Origin of the sequence: Bacillus cereus group sp. RP43, assembly GCF_040459645.1 — a bacterium.
In the GTDB taxonomy this organism is placed as follows: domain Bacteria; phylum Bacillota; class Bacilli; order Bacillales; family Bacillaceae_G; genus Bacillus_A; species Bacillus_A mycoides_C.
In genome coordinates, this window is the sequence record NZ_JARVHQ010000001.1 from 1,651,158 (window position 1) to 1,672,305 (window position 21,148).

The window sequence follows — 21,148 nt, forward strand, 5'->3', positions numbered from 1 at the left end:
GGAAACGCGGAATGGAAATATTAAAAGTTAAAGCAACGTCGGTCCCTAATTCTGTAGCTGGTGCACTTGCAGGTGTTATTCGCGAACGCGGAACAGCAGAAATTCAAGCTATTGGTGCAGGTGCATTGAACCAAGCGGTAAAGGCAGTAGCAATTGCAAGAGGATTTGTAGCGCCTAGCGGTTTGGACTTGATTTGTATCCCAGCGTTTACAGATATTATGATTGATGGTGAAGAGCGTACAGCGATAAAATTAATTGTAGAACCTCGTTAAGTTGAAACAACCTGTTTGCATGTATGCAGACAGGTTGTTTTTGTAATGGAGGAATATGAAAATGAAAATTTTTGATGCTCATTGCGATGTGCTCTTTCAGTTATGGAGTGCAAAGGGAAAAAAAGACTTTCAAAACGATTCACAATTACATATTACATTTGAACAATTAAAGAAAAGAAAAGGAAGTATACAATGCTTTGCTATATATGTACCAGAAACAGTAGCGTATGAAAAGCGTTTTGAAGTTGCGCTGCAAATGATAGATATTTTTCATAATGAAATTCTATCGCTACCAGGAATGAAGTTTATTCAGACAAAAAACGATATTAACATGCTAAAACAGGACGAGATTGGAGCATTATTAACATTAGAAGGATGCGAAGCAATTGGAAAAGAAGCGATGAAATTACGTTTGTTTTATCGCTTAGGTGTACGTTCTTTTGGATTGACATGGAACTATGCCAATCTGTTAGCTGATGGAGCGCTAGAGGCACGTGGAGCAGGTTTAACTGCATTTGGTAGACAAGTTGTACAAGAACTTAATACGTTACATTTATGGATCGATGTGTCTCACTTAAATGAAAGAAGCTTTTGGGATGTTATTGAAATTGCTAAAAAACCAATTGCATCTCACTCAAACTGTTATCAACTTTGTGGGCATCCACGCAATTTAACAGATGAACAAATAAGAGCTCTTATAAAGAAAAATAGCATTATTGGTATTACTTTCGTACCGCAGTTTTTAACGAATGAAAGACAAGCGAATATAGCAGATATATTAAGGCATGTGGAATATATTTGTTCATTAGGTGGAGAAAAAAATATAGGATTCGGTTCTGATTTTGATGGGATTTTAGAAACTGTTGTAGGTGTAGAAGCATATAGGGATTATGAAAATATAATTAATCAACTGTGTAAAAAGTATAGTGAATCAACTGTAGAGCGATTTTTGTATAAAAATTTTGTTGACTGTATAACGTTCTAAAGGATGCATTTTAAAAATTCAGAAAAATTAAAATAAATACACTTGAATTTATTGATTTTTTTAAGACCTAATACTAGAATGGTAAACGAAATAGCATTATACTAAAGATTAAGGGAAATCAGAAGAGGCATAATTTGCGTCCATTGTAGTTTATTTGCATAAAAAATGCTAAACTATTACTGTAAAAAAATACACTACAATGAATGCAGCCAAAAGGGGTGTAGGAGATGATTAGTCAACTTTCATGGAAAGTTGGAGGCCAACAAGGTGAAGGAATTGAAAGTACAGGAGAAATCTTCTGTATTGCATTAAACCGATTAGGATATTACCTATACGGTTACCGCCACTTCTCATCACGTATTAAAGGCGGCCATACAAATAATAAAATTCGTGTAAGTACAACAGAAGTACGTGCGATCTCAGATGATTTAGATATTTTAATTGCTTTTGATCAAGAAACAATTGATTTTAACTTCCACGAACTACGTCCGGGCGGAATTGTAGTTGCGGATGCGAAATTTAATCCGACAATACCTGATAATACAGATGTAAATCTATATGTGATACCGTTTACAGATATCGCTTCAGAATTAGGCACATCTTTAATGAAAAACATGGTTGCTGTTGGAGCATCTAGTGCGGTATTAGGATTAGACGAAACAGCTTATTTAGAGGTTGTTGAAGAAATCTTTGGTCGTAAAGGAGAGCAAGTCGTTCAAAAGAATATGGAAGCAATTAAACGCGGCTCTCAATACATGAAAGAATTGCTTGGTGAGAAAGTAAACATGATGCAGCTTGAAAAAGCTGACGGTAAGAAACGCATGTTTATGATTGGAAACGACGCAATCGCATTTGGTGCGGTGGCTGGTGGTGCTCGCTTTATGTCTGCATATCCAATCACACCTGCATCTGAAATTATGGAATATTTAATTAAAAAGTTACCGAAAGTCGGCGGAACAGTAATCCAAACTGAGGATGAAATCGCAGCTTGTACAATGGCGATCGGTGCAAACTACGCTGGTGTTCGTACATTAACAGCATCTGCTGGTCCTGGTCTTTCTTTAATGATGGAAGCAATTGGTTTAGCAGGTATTACTGAAACACCGCTAGTTATCATTGATACACAACGTGGTGGTCCAAGTACGGGCTTACCAACAAAACAAGAGCAGTCTGACTTAATGGCTATGATTTACGGAACGCATGGTGAGATTCCAAAAATCGTAATGGCGCCAAGTACAGTTGAAGAAGCTTTCTATGATATTGTAGAAGCGTTTAACTTAGCAGAAGAATATCAAGTGCCTGTTATTTTCTTAACAGATTTACAGCTTTCTTTAGGAAAGCAAACAGTAGAACCACTTAAGTTAGATAAAGTGGAAATTCGTCGTGGTAAGCTTGATTTAGAAGTAGAATTACCAGAACGTGAAAATAAAGCATACTTCAAGCGTTATGAAGTAACAGAAGATGGAATTTCACCACGTGTTTTACCTGGTATGAAAAATGGTATTCACCATGTTACAGGTGTAGAACATGATGAAACGGGTAAACCATCTGAATCAGCGTTAAATCGTAAAGATCAAATGGACAAACGTTTCCGTAAAATGGCGAACTTGCAGTTTAATACCCCTATTTACAAAAATGCTAAGCATGATGACGCAGACGTATTGTTAGTTGGTTTTAACTCAACTCGTGGTGCGATCGAAGAGGCAATGCAGCGTTTGGAACAAGAAGGAATGAAAGTCAACCATGCCCATGTACGTTTAATTCATCCGTTCCCAACAGCTGAAATCGATCCACTTGTGAAAAAAGCGAAGCGTGTTGTAGTAGTAGAAAACAATGCAACTGGTCAGCTTGCTAACATTATGAAAATGAATCTTGGCAATGGTGAGAAAATTTCTAGTCTTTTAAAATACGATGGAAATCCATTCTTGCCGAAAGAGATTTACAACGAATGTAAAAAAGGGGTTGTATTAAATGGCAACATTTAAGGACTTTCGTAACAGTGTAAAACCAAACTGGTGCCCAGGTTGCGGAGACTTCTCGGTGCAGGCTGCGATTCAGCGTGCGGCAGCTAACGTTGGTTTAAATCCAGATGAGCTAGCTGTTATTTCTGGTATCGGCTGTTCCGGTCGTATTTCAGGGTATATTAATTCATATGGTTTGCATAGTATTCACGGACGTGCTCTTCCGATTGCACAAGGTGTGAAAATGGCAAATCGTGATTTAACAGTTATTGCATCCGGTGGTGACGGTGATGGTTTTGCGATTGGTATGGGACATACAATCCATTCTATTCGTCGTAACATTGATATTACGTACATCGTAATGGATAACCAAATTTACGGATTAACAAAAGGTCAAACTTCACCACGTAGTGAAGCTGGATTTAAAACGAAAAGTACACCACAAGGTTCAATTGAACCATCACTAAATGTTATGGAAATGGCTTTAACAGCTGGTGCGACATTTGTGGCGCAAAGCTTTTCAAGTGATTTAAAAGAATTAACGCAAATTATTGAAGCTGGTATTAACCATAAAGGCTTTTCATTAATTAATGTATTTAGTCCATGTGTTACTTATAATAAAGTAAATACTTATGATTGGTTTAAAGAGAATTTAACGAAACTAAGTACAGTAGAAGGATATGATCCATCTAACCGCATGATGGCTATGCAAACATTAATGGAAAAGAACGGGTTAGTAACAGGTTTAATTTATCAAAATACAAAGCAGCCTTCTTACCAAGAGCTTGTAAAAGACTATAGTGAAAAGCCTTTAGTGCAAGCTGATTTGAATATGGATCAGAAAATGTTTGATGAGCTTGTTGCTGAATTTATGTAATGATCGGAGAGAAGGTTGCCACTTGGCAACCTTCTTTTTGAGTGAATAAAAATAATTAATAGATTTGTTTACTTAGAAAATTCGGAATGATAAAATAATATATAAATCGTTGTATAAAAATAGCATGTTCATTAACTGTGAAATGTAATATAGGATAAGGCTTCTTCTTCTTTAAAATTGGCTAAACGTTCTATACTATGATAATGTGTATAGGGATAAAGCAATATGCTTTTGGGTAGGACAAGATGAAATAATAAAAAGGGAATGTCTATTTGTGTGGGGAAGACTTCATTCTTACGGATGATTAGATCGATTACTCAAGTTTCAAAGGGCAAGTTATCTCTCAAGCTATCTAACATCATTGAGATGGGTCTAAGCGCATTAAAATGGACTACAGAGTGTATAGTTAAGGGTGAAAGGAGATTACCGATGAACGAGCAACAACGATTAGCAAGTCGACAAGCAAATTCCTCTACGAAAAAAGAAGAGAAAGATTATAGTAAATACTTTGAAAGTGTATACCAACCACCTTCCTTGAAATTGGCGAAAAAGCGTGGGAAAGAAGAAGTTAAAATTGAACGAGATTTTGGCTTACCTGAAGAGTTCCGTAATTTTGGCGCAGGAAGAAAGTTTTACATTCGTACATATGGCTGTCAAATGAATGAGCATGATACAGAAGTAATGGCTGGGATTTTTACAACACTTGGATATGAGCCAACTTTTTCAACTGAAGAGGCAGATGTGATTTTATTAAACACTTGTGCAATTCGTGAAAACGCTGAAAATAAAGTGTTCGGTGAACTTGGTCATTTAAAATCATTAAAGCGAAGAAATCCGGATCTTTTAATTGGTGTATGTGGTTGTATGTCTCAAGAGGAATCTGTTGTAAATAAAATTATGCAAAAAAATCAGCATGTAGATATGGTGTTCGGTACACATAATATTCATAGATTACCGTATATCTTAAAGGACGCAATGTTCTCAAAAGAGACGGTAGTTGAAGTTTGGTCAAAAGAAGGGGATGTAATTGAAAACCTTCCGAAAGTACGTCGTGGTGATATTAAAGCTTGGGTAAATATTATGTATGGCTGTGATAAGTTCTGTACATATTGTATTGTACCGTATACACGCGGAAAAGAGCGTAGCAGACGTCCAGAAGATATTATTAAAGAAATTCGCCATTTAGCTGCGAACGGTTATAGAGAAATTACGTTACTTGGTCAAAACGTAAACGCATACGGTAAAGACTTTGAAGATATACAATATGGTCTTGGCGATTTAATGGATGAACTTCGTAAAATCGATATCGCACGTATTCGTTTTACAACAAGTCATCCACGTGATTTTGATGATCATTTAATTGATGTTCTTGGAAAAGGTGGTAACCTAGTAGAACATATCCACTTACCAGTTCAATCTGGTAGTACAGATATGCTTAAAATTATGGCACGTAAATATTCGCGAGAACACTATTTAGAGCTTGTACGAAAAATTAAAGAAACAATTCCAAATGCAGTACTAACGACTGATATTATCGTTGGTTTCCCAAATGAAACGGACGAACAGTTTGAAGAGACGATGTCGTTATATCGTGAAGTAGGATTTGATACGGCATTTACATTTATTTATTCTCCGCGTGAAGGTACACCAGCTGCAAAAATGCAAGATAATGTTCCAATGGAAGTGAAGAAAGAGCGATTACAACGCTTAAATACACTAGTGAATGAATATGCAGTTAATAAAAACAAGTGTTATATAGGACAAATTGTAGAAGTATTAGTTGATGGAGAAAGTAAGAATAACCCTGAAGTACTTGCGGGATACACGCGTACGAATAAACTTGTAAACTTTGTTGCTTCAAAATCTTTAATTGGTCAGCTTGTGAAAGTAAAAGTAACGGAAGCAAAAACTTGGTCTCTTAACGGGGAATTGGTTAAGGAACCGATTGAGGTGAAATAATAGATGAAAGTATATACGAAAGATGAAATTGTTGAGCAAGCGAAAGAATTAGCGAAAATGATCTCTGAAACAGAAGAAGTCGATTTCTTTAAGCGAGCAGAAGCACAAATTCATAAAAATGAAAATGTAAAGCGAGCAATTGATGAAATAAAAGCTTTGCAAAAACAAGCAGTAAACTTGCAACATTATGGGAAATGGGAAGCTTTGAAAAAAGTAGAAGCTGAAATTGATGCACTTCAAGATAAGTTAGATAATATCCCAGTTGTACAGGAGTTTAAATCTTCACAAACGTATGTAAATGACTTACTACAGCTAGTTGCTAGTACCATTTCTAACAATGTAACAGATGAAATATTAGTTTCAACTGGCGGCGATGTATTGAAGGGTGAAACTGGTGCAGCAGTAGAGGGTAAAAAAGGAAATTGTGGTTGTTAAAGAGATGTCTTATTGACATCTCTTTTTTTTATTGGGTTATATCAGAAATTCTTCTCAAAAAAAGAATGACACATTCCGCTATTGTCACGCATATGATTAAGTGAATAGTGATTGAGGAGGGTTACGAATGTCCGAATTTAGAGAGATTATTACAAAAGCAGTGGTTGGAAAAGGACGTAAGTATACAAAGTCAACGCATACATGTGAATCGAATAATGAGCCAACAAGTATTTTAGGGTGCTGGGTAATTAACCATTCGTACGAAGCGAGAAAGAATGGGAAACATGTGGAAATTGAAGGTTTCTATGATGTAAACACTTGGTATTCATTTGATGGAAACACAAAGACTGAAGTTGTAACAGAACGTGTTAACTACACTGATGAAGTAAGCATTGGGTATCGTGATAAAAACTTCTCTGGTGACGATTTAGAAATTATCGCTCGTGTAATTCAGCCGCCAAATTGTTTAGAAGCTCTTGTATCACCAAATGGTAATAAAATTGTTGTGACGGTAGAACGTGAATTTGTAACAGAAGTAGTTGGGGAAACGAAAATTTGTGTAAGTGTAAACCCTGAAGGTTGCGTAGAATCAGACGAGGATTTCCAAGTCGATGATGATGAGTTTGAAGAATTAGATCCGAACTTTATCGTCGATGCAGAAGAAGAGTAAGAGAAAGCTAGGGAGAAGTTCTTCCTAGCTTTTTACAATACATAAGTAGTGCTGAATGGACATGATTCCTTATGAAATGTGCTATAATGAGGAAAGACTCCTGGAATAGGAGATAGGGTGTCCGTGAAGTGTGATATATATGAATATAGATTATTATGCAAGAATTATGGAGGAAAGACATGACGCAATATACGCCTATGATACAGCAATACTTAAAGGTTAAGGCAGACTATCAAGATGCCTTTTTATTTTTCCGATTAGGTGATTTTTATGAAATGTTCTTTGAAGATGCGGTTAAAGCAGCTCATGAACTTGAAATTACATTAACAAGCCGAGATGGTGGTAGTAGTGAACGTATACCAATGTGTGGTGTACCACATCATGCAGCTAAAAATTATATTGAACAACTTGTTGAAAAAGGATATAAAGTAGCTGTTTGTGAGCAAGTGGAAGATCCAAAAACAGCTAAAGGTGTAGTACGTCGTGAAGTAGTACAACTAATTACACCAGGAACGATGATGGAAGGGCGTACAATAGACGAGAAGGAGAATAACTTCTTAGCAGCATTAACACATTTCGAAGATGGATCTTATGCGCTAGCTTGTAATGACTTAACGACTGGACAAAATACAGTGACGTTATTAACTGGTTCAGTAGAAGATATTTTATTAGAAGTTTATGCGACTGGTTCAAAAGAAATTGTTGTAGATTCTACATTTTCAAAAGATGAATTAAATAAATTAACTGAAACATTAAAAATGACGATTTCGTATGAAGATGCAACAGCTATTCCAGAAGGATTAGAACATCTTGTGAAAAATGTTTCACAAGCAAAATTAATTAAAGCAATTGGACGCTTATTTAACTATGTGATAAGAACACAAAAACGTTCGTTAGATCACTTGCAACCAGTAGAAATTTATTACACGAACCAATTTATGAAAATTGATGTGCATTCAAAACGCAATTTAGAGTTAACAGAGACTCTTCGTACGAAGGAAAAGACAGGCTCATTATTATGGCTATTAGACAAAACAAAAACGGCTATGGGTGGGCGTATGTTAAAACAGTGGATGGAACGTCCACTTATCCAGAAAGAAAAAGTTGAAGAGCGTTTAGAAATGGTTGAAACGTTTGTAAATGATTACTTTTTACGTGAAGATTTAAAAGAAAAGTTAAAAGAAGTATATGATTTAGAGCGTTTAGCAGGGAAAGTTGCATTTGGTAATGTAAATGCACGGGACTTATTACAGTTAAGACGTTCTTTACTGCAAGTACCAGCTATTTTAGAAGCGATTAGTCTTTTAGATAATGCTTATGCAGCAAGATTAATTCAAGGTGCGGATCCATGTGAGACCTTAACTGAATTACTAGGAAGAAGTATCCAAGAAAACCCACCGCTTTCTATTAAAGACGGAGATATAATTAAAGACGGTTATAATGACAAGCTTGATCAATATCGTTACGTTAGTAAAAACGGAAAAACGTGGATCGCTGAGCTTGAAAAACGAGAGCGTGATATTACAGGGGTTAAATCATTAAAAATTGGGTACAACCGTATTTTCGGCTACTACATTGAAGTGACGAAGGCGAATCTTGCAGCACTTCCAGAAGGGCGCTATGAGCGTAAACAAACACTTGCAAATGCAGAGCGTTTCATAACAGATGAACTAAAAGAAAAAGAAACATTAATCTTAGAAGCAGAAGAGAAAATTGTACAATTAGAATACGATTTATTTACAGCACTTCGCGAAGAAGTAAAAGTATTCATTCCGAAATTACAGCATTTAGCAAAAGTAATTAGTGAACTAGACGTACTGCAAAGCTTTGCGACAGTTAGTGAAGAAGAGCAGTTTGTAAAACCTGTATTAACAACTAAGCGCGAAATCTTTATTAAAGATGGTCGTCATCCTGTCGTTGAAAAAGTATTGAACGGGAAATTGTATGTACCGAATGATTGTATTATGCCGGAGAAGATGGATGTCTTTTTAATTACAGGACCGAACATGTCTGGTAAAAGTACGTATATGAGGCAATTAGCGCTTGTTACTGTTATGTCACAAATTGGTTGCTTTGTACCAGCGACAGAAGCAGTATTACCTGTCTTCGATCAAATCTTTACGAGAATTGGTGCAGCGGATGATTTAATATCAGGTCAAAGTACATTTATGGTCGAAATGTTAGAAGCGAAAAATGCAATTGCAAATGCATCAGAAAGAAGTTTAATTTTATTTGATGAAATTGGACGCGGTACATCTACGTATGACGGTATGGCACTTGCACAAGCAATCATTGAACATATTCATGACCAAATTGGTGCGAAAACGTTATTCTCTACACATTATCATGAATTGACAGTGTTAGAAGAAAGCTTAGAACAATTGAAAAATGTACATGTTTCCGCTATTGAAGAGAATGGAAAAGTAGTCTTCCTTCATAAAATTCAAGATGGAGCGGCTGATAAAAGTTACGGAATTCACGTTGCTCAACTTGCTGAGCTTCCAGATAGCTTAATCGCTCGCGCGAAAGAAGTGTTAGCACAACTAGAAGGACAGGAAGAAATTATTATTCCGAAGCGTGTAGAAGTAAAAGTACAAGAAGTTATTCCTGAACCTGCAGTTGTAAAAGAAGAACAAGCCGAAATACAAGAAACGAAAGTAGAGACTGAAGAAGAATCACAACTATCTTTCTTTAGTGCAGAACAGTCTTCGAAAAAGCAAGACAAGTCAGTGTTAGATCAAAAAGAAGCAGCAGTACTTGCGCAAATTAAAAAGATTGATTTACTCGATATGACGCCTTTAGACGCGATGAATGAACTGTATCGTTTACAAAAAAAGTTAAAGAAAGGATGAGTAAGTAGATGGGGAAAATTCGCAAACTCGATGACCAACTCTCTAACTTAATTGCGGCAGGGGAAGTAGTAGAGCGCCCTGCCTCAGTCGTAAAAGAACTTGTGGAAAATTCTATCGATGCGAATAGTACATCTATTGAAATCCACTTAGAAGAAGCTGGTTTATCAAAAATTCGCATCATTGATAATGGAGATGGCATTGCCGAAGAAGATTGTATCGTTGCGTTTGAACGCCACGCAACGAGTAAAATTAAAGATGAAAATGATTTATTTCGTATAAGAACGCTCGGTTTCCGTGGTGAGGCATTGCCGAGTATTGCTTCTGTAAGTGAATTAGAATTAATCACAAGCACAGGTGATGCGCCTGGTACACACCTTATTATTAAAGGTGGAGACATTATAAAACAAGAGAAAACGGCGAGCCGAAAAGGAACAGATATTACAGTACAAAACTTATTCTTTAATACACCAGCGCGCCTTAAATATATGAAAACTATTCATACAGAGCTTGGGAATATTACAGATATCGTGTATCGTATTGCAATGTCGCATCCAGAAGTATCGTTAAAACTGTTTCATAATGAAAAGAAATTGCTTCATACGTCAGGAAACGGTGATGTAAGACAAGTACTTGCATCGATTTACAGCATTCAAGTTGCGAAGAAGCTGATTCCGATTGAAGCTGAGTCTTTAGACTTTACCATTAAAGGTTATGTAACATTACCAGAAGTAACGAGAGCATCTCGTAACTATATGTCAACGATTGTAAATGGCCGTTACGTTCGAAATTTCGTATTAATGAAAGCAATTCAGCAAGGATATCATACGTTACTGCCAATCGGACGATACCCAATCGGTTTCTTATCAATTGAAATGGATCCAATGCTTGTTGATGTCAACGTACATCCAGCAAAATTAGAAGTTCGCTTTAGTAAAGAACAAGAATTGCTAAAGCTTATCGAAGAAACATTGCAAGCTGCATTCAAAAAAATACAGCTTATTCCTGATGCTGGAGTAACAACGAAGAAAAAAGAAAAAGACGAAAGTGTGCAAGGGCAATTCCAGTTTGAGCATACGAAGCCGAAAGAACCATCTATGCCTAATATTGTTTTACCGACAGGAATGGATGAGAAACAAGAAGAACCAATGACTGTGAAACAGCCAGCACAACTTTGGCAACCGCCGAAGCAAGAATGGCAACCACCACAGTCATTAGTAAGAGAAGAGCAAAGTTGGCAGCCATCCTCTAAACCGATAATCGAAGAACCGATCCGAGAAGAGAAATCGTGGAACAGTAACGATGACGACTTTGAATTAGAGGAATTGGAAGAAGAAGTCGGAGAAATAAAAGAGATTGAAATGAACGGTAATGACTTACCACCGCTTTATCCAATTGGACAAATGCATGGAACATATATTTTCGCTCAAAATGATAATGGATTATATATGATTGATCAGCATGCAGCGCAGGAACGTATCAACTATGAATATTTTCGTGATAAAGTAGGAAGAGTAACGCAAGAAGTACAAGAACTACTTGTACCGTACCGTATTGATTTATCTCTTACTGAATTTTTACGTGTTGAAGAACAGCTAGAAGAACTGAAAAAAGTTGGTCTATTTTTAGAGCAATTCGGCCATCAATCCTTTATCGTCCGCTCGCATCCAACTTGGTTCCCGAAAGGACAGGAAACAGAAATTATCGACGAAATGATGGAGCAAGTTGTTAAACTAAAAAAAGTGGATATTAAAAAACTACGAGAAGAAGCTGCCATCATGATGAGCTGTAAAGCGTCGATTAAAGCAAATCAATATTTAACGAACGATCAAATATTTGCTTTACTCGAAGAGCTGCGTACAACAACAAATCCATATACATGCCCGCACGGAAGACCGATTCTTGTGCATCATTCTACTTATGAATTGGAGAAGATGTTTAAGAGGGTTATGTAGGGATAATAAAATTAGATGTAAGAGGGGAGCGACATATTAATGTTGCTCCCTTTTAATATGTAGAATTAATTGTTAAACGAGAATAGGGTGGAGTGATTTTACAGTTTATTCAAATTTGAGCAATCATACTTAAGGTTGTAAGGTAGTTTATTTCTAGGATAAGACAGCTTTAATGTATCTATGTATAAAAAAAGCGCTGTATATCAGCACTTTTTAAAAGGTGCGTGAATTGTATAATGAAGATTTACACATTGTTAAAAACGTAACTATGCATAGCCAAATATTGATTTTTATTTGGTTAATTGTTATAAGGATCTATACAATTATTTATTTTTATTATTAATTTTTTCAGTATATAGCACCTGTTCTTTGTAGTGTTTTTTAATTGGGAAATTATGTGTATCTGTGCCGTTCTTGAATTTTTTATCAATGGGGTTCTTTAGAGGAACTGTTGTAGTTTCTGTAAATTCATATGGGTAATTTATTTTAGATTTATCTTCAAACATGAAAATGCCTCCTTTTTAGGATTTCCTAAATTCTTTACTATAACATGATATGCATATATATTTTTTTGGACTAGTTATTTATATAGGTTAATGGAATTTAATTATATAACTATTGTTGTTTTTCTTTAAGTTATCGTGATATATCTGAAATTCTGAAGGAAGGTAGCATCTCGGTTCAGCCAACAACCATTATGCGATGGGTTCATGGAGGGGAAAATCTTAACTATCAAATTTGGAAGAAGAAAAACAAAAGAGCAGAACTATCTTGGGAAATGGATGAAACCTATATAAAAGTTAAAGGGAAATGGTGCTATTTATATTGAGAAATTGACAAAAAGGGGATAGACGCTGGATATTCAACTTCATAGGAAACGAGATTCTGGTTATCCAGAACTCCCGTTTCCTACGAAGTATTTATCGATGACCAATCCCAATATATTGTAAACCGTGTTTTACTATTTCATTTTGTTTAATACAATTGCGGCCATCAACGATTTTGCATCCGCGCATTAATCTTTTTACTTCTTGCCAATCAAGTGTTTTAAATTCGTCCCATTCTGTGGCAATAATTATACAATCCGAATTTGTAATAGAAGGTTCCAATTTAGTATGTTGTGTAACTTGTTTTTTCATATGAGAAGGGAGAAGGGCTATTGGGTCATAGGCGTGAATTTCGTAACCGAGCGGAATTAATTTTTCAATAAGTGTTACAGAGAGAGAGTAGCGTGTATCATCTGTATTTGGTTTAAAGGAAATCCCTAAAATTGTTAATCTGATTGAAGAAGGATTTTTTAAATTGTTTTTGATTTTTTCAATATAGAGATCTACTTGTGTCGAATTGATAGATTGTACAGCTTGTAAAATAGGGACCGGTACTTGTTTACTATTTGCTGTGTAAATTAATGAATTCAAATCTTTTGGAAAACAGGATCCTCCATAACCAAGTCCTGCTTGAAGAAAATGGGGATTGATTCGAAAGTCATACCCAACTCCTTTTGCTACTTCAGTAATATCAATGTGATAAGCGTCACAAATTCTAGCAATTTCATTTATAAAAGATATTTTCGTAGCCAAAAACGCATTAGATGCATATTTAATCATTTCCGCCTCATTTAAACTTGTAGGAAAGAACGGTGCTTGAATACCTTTATATAGTGCTTGCATAATTTCTAGTGACTTTGTGTCATCTTTTTGTATGCCCACGACTGTTCTATCTGGAAAGAGCATGTCATGAACAGCGGAGCCTTCACGAAGAAACTCTGGATTAGAAACGATATTAAAAAGTGAGGATTCTACACCTTTTTTTATAAGCATTTCCCGCATGAGTTGATTGGTACCTGGTGGAACCGTACTTTTCGTGATAATGGTTTTATATGATTTTATAGTTTGAGCTAACATATCGATAACAGAGTAAATATATGTTAAATCTGTTTTTCCATTAGACATGGAAGGAGTTCCTACAGCAATAAGAATAACTGGTGTTTGTTGAATAACTTGATCAACATCACTACGGAATTGTAACCGTTTTCGATGTTTGTGCATAAGTTCTGTTAAACCTGGTTCATAGATAGGATACTCTCCTTTTTGGAGAGCGTTAACTTTATTTTGATCTTTATCAACACAGATAACATGATGTCCTAAATCGGCTAATACTACTGCTGATGTTAGTCCAACATAGCCAGAGCCTATAATACATATATCCATAAAATGATCACCCTTCTGAAATTAGTGCTAGTTTTTAGTTTAATATTGGTGGATAAGTACAATTGGTGACATATGAAAAGATCTACTCGTACCAGAAATGAGAAGAGATGATAAGGTAAAAGCTTTTTGATTTAGCGAATATTTGATAGTCTGTACGTAGTCCTAGCAATACTCCTGTGTAATCTTCTGGATACATATCTCCACTATATTGTTCACAGGAAAAGATAGGTGGAATAGTCCAATCGCCTATATTAATCACATCAAATCCTCTTACAACAGAATAAGGAATATTCTCTGTTGCATCACATTTTCCTACAGAAGAGGTTATACAAAATCGCCCTTTACAACGATAAGATCTTTTCGAACTTGATGACAACCCTCACATCCAAACAATTTAAATTCATTTTTAAGGTATCCGAATCGTATGAATTTTAAAATTCATTCCAAAGAGATTTATTGAATTTTTATACCATATTTGATTATAAATTGTTCCTAATGATTATGTCTATTAAAGAAAATACGTTTCAGTATATTTGGTTCCATAACTAAAAACTATCATAACCTGAACGGTTATGATAGTTCCAGATTTTGTACGATGTCCCATGCATAGCAGGGGGTTTTTAAGTCAAAATCCAAACAAAAAACCTATATTTTCGTGGTTTAATAAAAAGGATCAGATGCCTTTTTATTAAGCTTTCTTAAATTGGTCGAAATTACCATATGTAAATGTGACAACTTATGCAATGTTTATGTTGACATATATGGTAAGCGCTTTTATAATCAATTTGACAATAATGAAAATCACTATCATTTAGGGGTAGTAGGGGGAAATAATTCATGACATTCAAGTTAAAAGTATTATCTGCAGCTGCGGTAACATCTCTTCTTTTTACAGGTTGTGCAAAAGAGGAAACAAAAGCATCGGAAGCACAAGATAAAAAGACAGAACAGACTGTGAAAAAAGAAGAAACAAAACAACAAGAAGCTGACTTTGTACAAGCTTACAAAGATGGGATAGCTGAACTTGAAAAAGCGAAAGATGGCAAAGAGGTTGACTTCGATAAGGTAACAAAGCTATATAAAGAAAAATTACAATCACTTGTTCAAAAGCGTGACGGTGAATTCAGTGAACAAATCGACCAAACAATTACAGCTGCATTAGAAGCAGGAAAAAAGAAAGAAATGGAACCAATGGTTGTAAAGCAACTATTTGATAAATTAATGCAAAAAGAATTCTTCCAATCAATGCGCCATGATTTTAAAGAAATTGATACAAACTGGGGCAAAAAAGATGTTGTGAAAAAAGAAATGGATGAAGCACTTGCGTTTTATAAGGGTGTAGAAGGTACAGTTGGAAAACGCGATACAGCATATGGTACACAAATGACTTCTCAAATTAAAGGCGGCTTTGATGAAATGCAAGCAGCCATTGATAAAGACGACAAACTGGCATTTGCACTTGGTAAGCAAGTTGTAGATAAAACAATAATGAAAACGTTCTATTTTGCGACAGGTGGAGTTCCACATGGCTATGCTACAAAAATGGTAGAAGCAGCAAAAACTGATGAGAAGACAGCGAAAATTGAACAAGCAGAGGGATGGGCATTTTATCAAGCTATCTACTCGTATATGAAAAAAGCAGCTCCTGAAGATGCGGACTTTATCTTAAAGCAGTTTGACCTAAAAACGGATGTGAAAACAGTGGATGCAAAAGCTGTAAATCAAGCATTTGTACGTGGTTTCGCAAAAGTTGCATTAGGTGAGTATAAAGAAAGTCAAGAAAACTTCGGAAAAGACAAAGGTCCTATTACAGCGTTAGAAGGTGCATTGTTCATTAATATCATCGAAAATGATTTAAAAACAGTGCTTGGTGAGCAGGAAACAGCAGAGTTAACAAAAACAGCACAGTCTTATTTAGAGGCAGTAAAAGCTAAAAAGAAAGAAGAGGCTGATAAATTGTTACCACAGCTTGAGTCTGCGCTAAATAAAGCTGTTGAAGTAGCGAAATAGTCTGCGGATACGATATTGTTTTTTTGAAGAAACCTTGTTTTGACAGGGTTTCTTCTTTTACATGATGTGATAGAGAGTAGTGAAATGAATGAAAGTATTAATTACTGGTGGAGCAGGCTTTATTGGAAGTCACCTTGCTTTGAAACTGTTAGCACAGGGAAAGCAAGTGGTGTTACTTGATAATTTCCACTCTTACTATGCAAAATCAAGAAAACAGTTTCAACTTGAACAAGTTCAACGATATGGAAAGGTTCCGTTTTACGAGTGCGATATTTTGCATAAAGAAGATGTGAAAGCTGTCATGCAACAAGAGAAGGTTGATGCAGTTATTCATTTAGCTGGATTTCCAGGTGTGAGACCATCGCTTGAAATGCCAGGCGCTTATATTGATATTAATATAAAAGGGACAAGTAACGTATTAACATGTGCAGGAGAAGAAAATGTAAAGAAAGTTATTGTAGCATCCTCTTCTTCCGTGTATGGAGAGCAAACAGGAATGCCTTTGAAGGAGGAAATGGCACATGGTCGTGTCTTATCTCCTTATGCAGCATCGAAATACGGGATGGAGTCACTTTGCCATGCTTATCAATATATGTATGGATTTCAAATGAACATTTTACGATTCTTTACTGTATATGGTCCGTGGGGGCGTCCTGATATGGCGATAGCAAGCTTTATTCGAAAATTATTACATGGTGAAGAAATTGTTGTATATGGAAAGGGAACAGGAAGAGATTACACATACATTGATGATATTACAGAAGGGATTACTCTTGCGTTAGAGTCGAATAGAAGTGATGTCTACAATCTAGGTTCGAATGCACCAATTTTAATGACTGAATTGCTTGCACAGTTAGAGAAACATTTCCCACTTATGTGCGTAAATAGAGAAGCGCATCGTCAAGGGGATGTAACATCGACGTGGGCTGATATTTCGAAGGCGAAAAATCAGCTGGGATATGAACCTCGTGTATCATTTGCAGAAGGGTTGGAACGGACTATTGCTTGGGCGAAAAAATATCCGGATACTGTTTAATCTTTGTGGTATTTTCTTGTTATGTGTTTTTTTGGTTATATCGTGGCAATCATTTGAAATGTCTTCTTTGTGGGGACAACTATATGAGTTATGGAAACATCCTTATACCTTAGTGTTTCTTATTGTAATGTATGGTGTTGCATTTTTCTTTCGTGCATACGCTTGGAAATTGTATCTTCATCATCATATTACAATGAAAGAGGCTTTGTATGGATTGTTTTATAGTTTATTTATTAATCATGTTTCTCCATTGAAAGTAGGGGATGCTGTTCGCATTGCGATCATTACAAAAGAAAAGAAAGTGACGTTAGGAGAAGCGACACAATCAGTTGTTATACTTCGTATATTAGATTTGCTTATTCTTGGTGTATTTGGAACAGTAGGGATGTTTATATTGTGGGGGAATGTTTTACTGAATGTTCCCGTTATCCTCGCTTGTATATGTATCGGAAGTGGGACGTTGTTTCTTTTGTATAAGAAAGTACCGCAATTTGTAGAGGGGCAGTGGAAGCAATTAAAGGCAGTTTTGTTTACAATACAAGGCGTTATCATTCTCTTACTAATTGTACTGAGCTGGATTTGCGAAGCTTTTGTAATTTATGAAATTGCGAGTTCTCTTACATTCATACAAGCGGTTTGGGTGAATAGTATGACCATCGCAGGACAAGTATTTCAATTAACACCAGGCGGTCTTGGAACATATGAAACGGTAATGACGTTTGCGCTAAGAGCGCTTGGAGTAGGGGAAGTAGTAGCATATGAATGGTCATTAATGAGTCACGGTTTTAAATTTATATTTTCTTACGGTGTGGGTGCAATCCTGCTCGTCTTATACCCAATGGAATTGCGTTCACTAGTCAGTCAGAAGGGGGAAAACATCCGGTGGAAGAAGTAAAAAAAGCATCAAAGTTTGAAAAAGTTGCAGCCCGCTGCTGGAACTTACTAAATGAAGGAAAACCGTTTACACCTATTTTTGTATTCGGTACATTTTTATTGTTTTCTATTTCGCAGTTTGGACAAACTGGTTTTATTTCAGCATTTTTTAGTAGTTTTGTCCTCATTGTACCTTTACTTGTTTTATATTATTTGTTTGATTTCCCATTGTTTTTAAGAAACTATTTATGGTTCCCGTTTATTGCATATCTAATTGTATTTAAGATGGTCCATTTGCCATTATTCTTTTTTGCATTAGGACTATATTTCTTCTTTACAATTCTATTTTGGGGAACTTTATATTATCATTTGCGAATTGGTACATCATGGTTGAACTTCACACGGTTTTGGAAGCTGGTTTTAAAAAATAGTGATTCTACAAGTGGGAATGCACAAGAACAGATGCCAAAGTTCTTACTATTACTTTCGCTTTGGTATTACTATTACGATTTCTTTCAAGCAGGCGGTACATTTAACGGTGTAGATTGGAAAGTGCTGTGTATATTTTATGGTGCTCTTCTTATATATACGCTTATTTTACACCGTAATTTATTTGATTGGCAGCCAAAGGCAATTTCTAGCTATACAGAAAACATGCCTGAAAATCAAAAGGCATTAAATGAAAAAGTAGTTGTGATTGTGATAGATGGTATGCGAAAAGATCGTTTTGAGGCAGCACATACACCGTACTTAGATTCCCTTCGAAAACAAGGGACAGAGTTTTTAAATATGGAAACTGTATATCCAGCTCGTACAGTTGTATGTTTCTCATCTATGTTTACAGGAACGTATTCTTTTGAGCATGGAATTAAATCGAATATGGTTTGGAAGCATGGAGTGAACGTGGAGAGTATTTTTGATTCTCTTCGTAAAGTGGATAAAACAGGGAAGATGTTGGCGGTTGCTCATCTTGTCGACGCGTTTGGCGATGATGTGGAAACATTTACTGCTGTGATGAAAAATGATGTTGTTGACTCGAAAATTATGGAGAAAGCAAGAAAGATTATGGATGAACAAGATCCAGATCTATTTATCGTCCAGCTTATTTCTACAGATCAAACAGGTCATAGCCGCGGCGTACTATATGATGAATATTTACAAAAAATTCATGAAGCAGATCAGCATGTGAAGCAATTTATTGAGCATTTAGAGAAAACAGGAAAAGCAGAAAATACGACATTTATCATTTGTGCAGATCATGGACAAGCGGATGGGATTGGTGGTCATGGGCATTTAGACGAAGGAGAACGGTTTGTACCATTCTTTATGTGTGGTCCTCATATCGCTCAAGGTATAAAAGTAGAAGAAAAGAAGAGTCTTGTTTCTATGGCCCCTACAATTGCTTATTTATTAGGAGCACCGTATCCATCTCATAGTCGTGGTCCTGTCTTAGTAGAAGCGCTAAAGGAGCAGGAAAAAGAATGAAAGTAATTGTTTTTATACCTGCATTAAATGAAGAGGATTCTATTGCACAGGTTATTCAAAAGGTACCGCGCCATTTTCATCCAAGTGTAAAGGTAGAAGTGCTTATTATCGATGATGGATCAACTGATAGAACGGTAGATGTTGCAAAAAAAGCCGGGGCTGATCACATCGTTTCATTTGCAAAAAACGGAGGACTTGGTGCAGCCGTTCGAGCAGGTTTGCAGGAAAGCTATCGTCTTGGGGCTGACATTAGTGTAATGATTGATGCTGATGATGAGTACCCAGCTAATGAAATTCCGAATGTACTTGAACCTATCTTTACTGGAGAAGCAGATTATACGATGGGTTCTCGTTTTCGGGGAACCATTCAAGGAATGAGATTACATCGACGTCTTGGGAATTATTGCTTTACGACGCTACAATGTTTGTTATTGCGAAAGTGGATTCGCGATGGACAATCAGGTATGCGTGCTTTTTCTAGACAAGCGATGGAGCATGGGGAAATTATTCATGATTATAACTATGCCCAAGTTATTACTTTGAATTTAGTACGAAAAGGCTTTCGAGTACAAGAAGTACCGATTACGTATAAAGTAAGAGAAACAGGCGATTCTTTCATATCTTTTCGTAAGTATATGACGCGTGTGCTTCCGGCAATTTGGAAAGAAATGAAGCGTCCAGTAGAGAAAGTTATAATTGACTATACTGCACATGTATTAACAGAAGATAAGAGGTGCTCGTAGCGAGCGGTTCTTATCTTAATAATGAAAGTGGTAATAATTATCGTTAACCTCGGGAGGAACGTTCATGAAAAGAATCATTACATCATTATTTGTTGGTATTTTCTTAATATTCTCAGTGCAAACAAGTACATTTGCTTATTCGTATGGAAATCCGAACGAAGAAAAAGTAGCTGAAGCATACAAGCAGATGGTTACCAAGTTAGATGAAAATCCGGCAAACTTTAAAGAAGCAAAAAAAGTATATGAAAATGTGCAAGAAGAAATTGATCAGCATATGGGAAAAGAACCTTCTAAAGCAATGATGAAGGACTTTGATAAACAAAATAAAGAAGATATTATTGCTGATATGCAAAAAATTCTTGCGCTTAATATTAATCGTCGTTTAACAAATGTAGATGAAAATTTTAAAGACTATGATACAAGCAAACGTTTATTAGCTAAAGCATTTGCTACATATGAAGCATTATCACCAGTTGTTGGTGAGCACAATAAAGAGCTGGATAACAAGCTAAAGGATGAATTTAATAAAGCGTTAGAATCATTAGGAAATCCGGGCTTATTTGGAGTAGGTCAAAAAGAAGCAAATCAAGAGGCTTTTAAGAAAAGCAAAGACGTTATTTTAACAGAGTTACAAAAAGAGTTTAAAATTAAAGACTTTAAAGTAGGACACTTTAGTGCAAATAGTCAAGAAGATAAAGCAGTTTCTGATAAAACGGAAAAAACAGAGTGGACAGATTTAAGCAGCCTGAAAAACTGGGCTCCAATCGTAGTTATTGTACTTATACTTGTTGGGGTCATTGTATATGCTGTAAGAAAACGCAAGTAGGG

18 protein-coding genes and 1 pseudogene are annotated in these 21,148 nt (G+C 35.9%); 16 read left to right on the forward strand and 3 right to left on the reverse strand.

Annotation, left to right across the window (positions count from 1 at the left end; all coding sequences use genetic code 11):
- Nucleotides 1–11 precede the first annotated feature (11 nt).
- From spoVS to mutL, 9 genes are all read left to right on the forward strand, one after another.
- The gene (gene spoVS / locus QCI75_RS08735) at nucleotides 12–272 is read left to right on the forward strand and encodes a stage V sporulation protein SpoVS (protein WP_000404341.1); all 261 of its coding nucleotides are present in this window, start codon (nucleotides 12–14) and stop codon (nucleotides 270–272) included.
- Between the two features lie 61 nt (nucleotides 273–333).
- Complete coding sequence (locus tag QCI75_RS08740; protein ID WP_353760288.1) at nucleotides 334–1,257, forward strand: dipeptidase; 924 nt, start codon at nucleotides 334–336, stop codon at nucleotides 1,255–1,257.
- A gap of 227 nt (nucleotides 1,258–1,484) precedes the next feature.
- Nucleotides 1,485–3,242 carry a 2-oxoacid:acceptor oxidoreductase subunit alpha gene (locus QCI75_RS08745; protein ID WP_098777304.1) on the forward strand — a complete coding sequence of 586 codons (1,758 nt, stop codon included), beginning with the start codon at nucleotides 1,485–1,487 and terminating at the stop codon, nucleotides 3,240–3,242.
- Nucleotides 3,229–4,095, forward strand: coding sequence for a 2-oxoacid:ferredoxin oxidoreductase subunit beta (locus QCI75_RS08750; RefSeq protein ID WP_002088040.1), 867 nt, complete (start codon nucleotides 3,229–3,231; stop codon nucleotides 4,093–4,095). The genes QCI75_RS08745 and QCI75_RS08750 overlap by 14 nt, the downstream gene beginning before the upstream one ends.
- A gap of 429 nt (nucleotides 4,096–4,524) precedes the next feature.
- Nucleotides 4,525–6,054: a tRNA (N6-isopentenyl adenosine(37)-C2)-methylthiotransferase MiaB gene (miaB, locus tag QCI75_RS08755; RefSeq protein WP_353760289.1), complete on the forward strand. Its 1,530-nt coding sequence runs from the start codon at nucleotides 4,525–4,527 to the stop codon at nucleotides 6,052–6,054.
- A gap of 3 nt (nucleotides 6,055–6,057) precedes the next feature.
- Nucleotides 6,058–6,489, forward strand: a complete 432-nt coding sequence (locus QCI75_RS08760; protein WP_144505628.1) for a YlbF/YmcA family competence regulator — start codon at nucleotides 6,058–6,060, stop codon at nucleotides 6,487–6,489.
- A 127-nt stretch (nucleotides 6,490–6,616) separates the two neighbouring features.
- Nucleotides 6,617–7,159, forward strand: a complete 543-nt coding sequence (gene cotE / locus QCI75_RS08765) for an outer spore coat protein CotE (protein ID WP_001288802.1) — start codon at nucleotides 6,617–6,619, stop codon at nucleotides 7,157–7,159.
- A 179-nt stretch (nucleotides 7,160–7,338) separates the two neighbouring features.
- Complete coding sequence (mutS, locus tag QCI75_RS08770) at nucleotides 7,339–10,011, forward strand: DNA mismatch repair protein MutS (RefSeq protein WP_353760290.1); 2,673 nt, start codon at nucleotides 7,339–7,341, stop codon at nucleotides 10,009–10,011.
- Between the two features lie 8 nt (nucleotides 10,012–10,019).
- The gene (gene mutL / locus QCI75_RS08775) at nucleotides 10,020–11,963 is read left to right on the forward strand and encodes a DNA mismatch repair endonuclease MutL (protein ID WP_353760291.1); all 1,944 of its coding nucleotides are present in this window, start codon (nucleotides 10,020–10,022) and stop codon (nucleotides 11,961–11,963) included.
- Between the two features lie 323 nt (nucleotides 11,964–12,286).
- Here mutL and QCI75_RS08780 read toward each other — a convergent pair whose 3' ends face one another.
- Complete coding sequence (locus QCI75_RS08780; protein WP_144505625.1) at nucleotides 12,287–12,469, reverse strand: hypothetical protein; 183 nt, start codon at nucleotides 12,467–12,469, stop codon at nucleotides 12,287–12,289.
- 110 nt (nucleotides 12,470–12,579) lie between these two features.
- Here QCI75_RS08780 and QCI75_RS08785 point away from each other — a divergent pair.
- Nucleotides 12,580–12,789: pseudogene (locus tag QCI75_RS08785) on the forward strand (DDE-type integrase/transposase/recombinase); the annotation flags it as partial.
- Between the two features lie 94 nt (nucleotides 12,790–12,883).
- Here QCI75_RS08785 and QCI75_RS08790 read toward each other — a convergent pair.
- Together QCI75_RS08790 and QCI75_RS08795 are read right to left on the reverse strand one after the other, a co-directional pair.
- Nucleotides 12,884–14,173 (reverse strand): UDP-glucose dehydrogenase family protein, encoded by a 1,290-nt coding sequence (locus QCI75_RS08790; protein WP_144505624.1) that lies wholly within the window; start codon nucleotides 14,171–14,173, stop codon nucleotides 12,884–12,886.
- Between the two features lie 82 nt (nucleotides 14,174–14,255).
- Nucleotides 14,256–14,432: a hypothetical protein gene (locus tag QCI75_RS08795; RefSeq protein ID WP_186320859.1), complete on the reverse strand. Its 177-nt coding sequence runs from the start codon at nucleotides 14,430–14,432 to the stop codon at nucleotides 14,256–14,258.
- Nucleotides 14,433–15,010: 578 nt separating this feature from the next.
- On the opposite strand from QCI75_RS08795, the gene QCI75_RS08800 reads away from it, so the two are divergent.
- The 6 genes from QCI75_RS08800 (at nucleotide 15,011) to QCI75_RS08825 (ending at nucleotide 21,146) form a co-directional block, all read left to right on the forward strand.
- Entirely contained in the window at nucleotides 15,011–16,183 is a 1,173-nt protein-coding gene (locus tag QCI75_RS08800; protein ID WP_144507940.1) for a hypothetical protein, read from the forward strand.
- Nucleotides 16,184–16,271: 88 nt separating this feature from the next.
- Complete coding sequence (locus QCI75_RS08805) at nucleotides 16,272–17,219, forward strand: SDR family NAD(P)-dependent oxidoreductase (RefSeq protein WP_144507942.1); 948 nt, start codon at nucleotides 16,272–16,274, stop codon at nucleotides 17,217–17,219.
- Nucleotides 17,185–18,114: a lysylphosphatidylglycerol synthase domain-containing protein gene (locus QCI75_RS08810; protein WP_144507955.1), complete on the forward strand. Its 930-nt coding sequence runs from the start codon at nucleotides 17,185–17,187 to the stop codon at nucleotides 18,112–18,114. The genes QCI75_RS08805 and QCI75_RS08810 overlap by 35 nt, the downstream gene beginning before the upstream one ends.
- Entirely contained in the window at nucleotides 18,102–19,577 is a 1,476-nt protein-coding gene (locus QCI75_RS08815; protein WP_144507944.1) for an alkaline phosphatase family protein, read from the forward strand. The genes QCI75_RS08810 and QCI75_RS08815 overlap by 13 nt, the downstream gene beginning before the upstream one ends.
- Nucleotides 19,574–20,320 carry a glycosyltransferase family 2 protein gene (locus QCI75_RS08820; RefSeq protein ID WP_144507946.1) on the forward strand — a complete coding sequence of 249 codons (747 nt, stop codon included), beginning with the start codon at nucleotides 19,574–19,576 and terminating at the stop codon, nucleotides 20,318–20,320. The genes QCI75_RS08815 and QCI75_RS08820 overlap by 4 nt, the downstream gene beginning before the upstream one ends.
- A gap of 64 nt (nucleotides 20,321–20,384) precedes the next feature.
- Nucleotides 20,385–21,146, forward strand: a complete 762-nt coding sequence (locus QCI75_RS08825; RefSeq protein WP_144507948.1) for a hypothetical protein — start codon at nucleotides 20,385–20,387, stop codon at nucleotides 21,144–21,146.
- Nucleotides 21,147–21,148 lie beyond the last annotated feature (2 nt).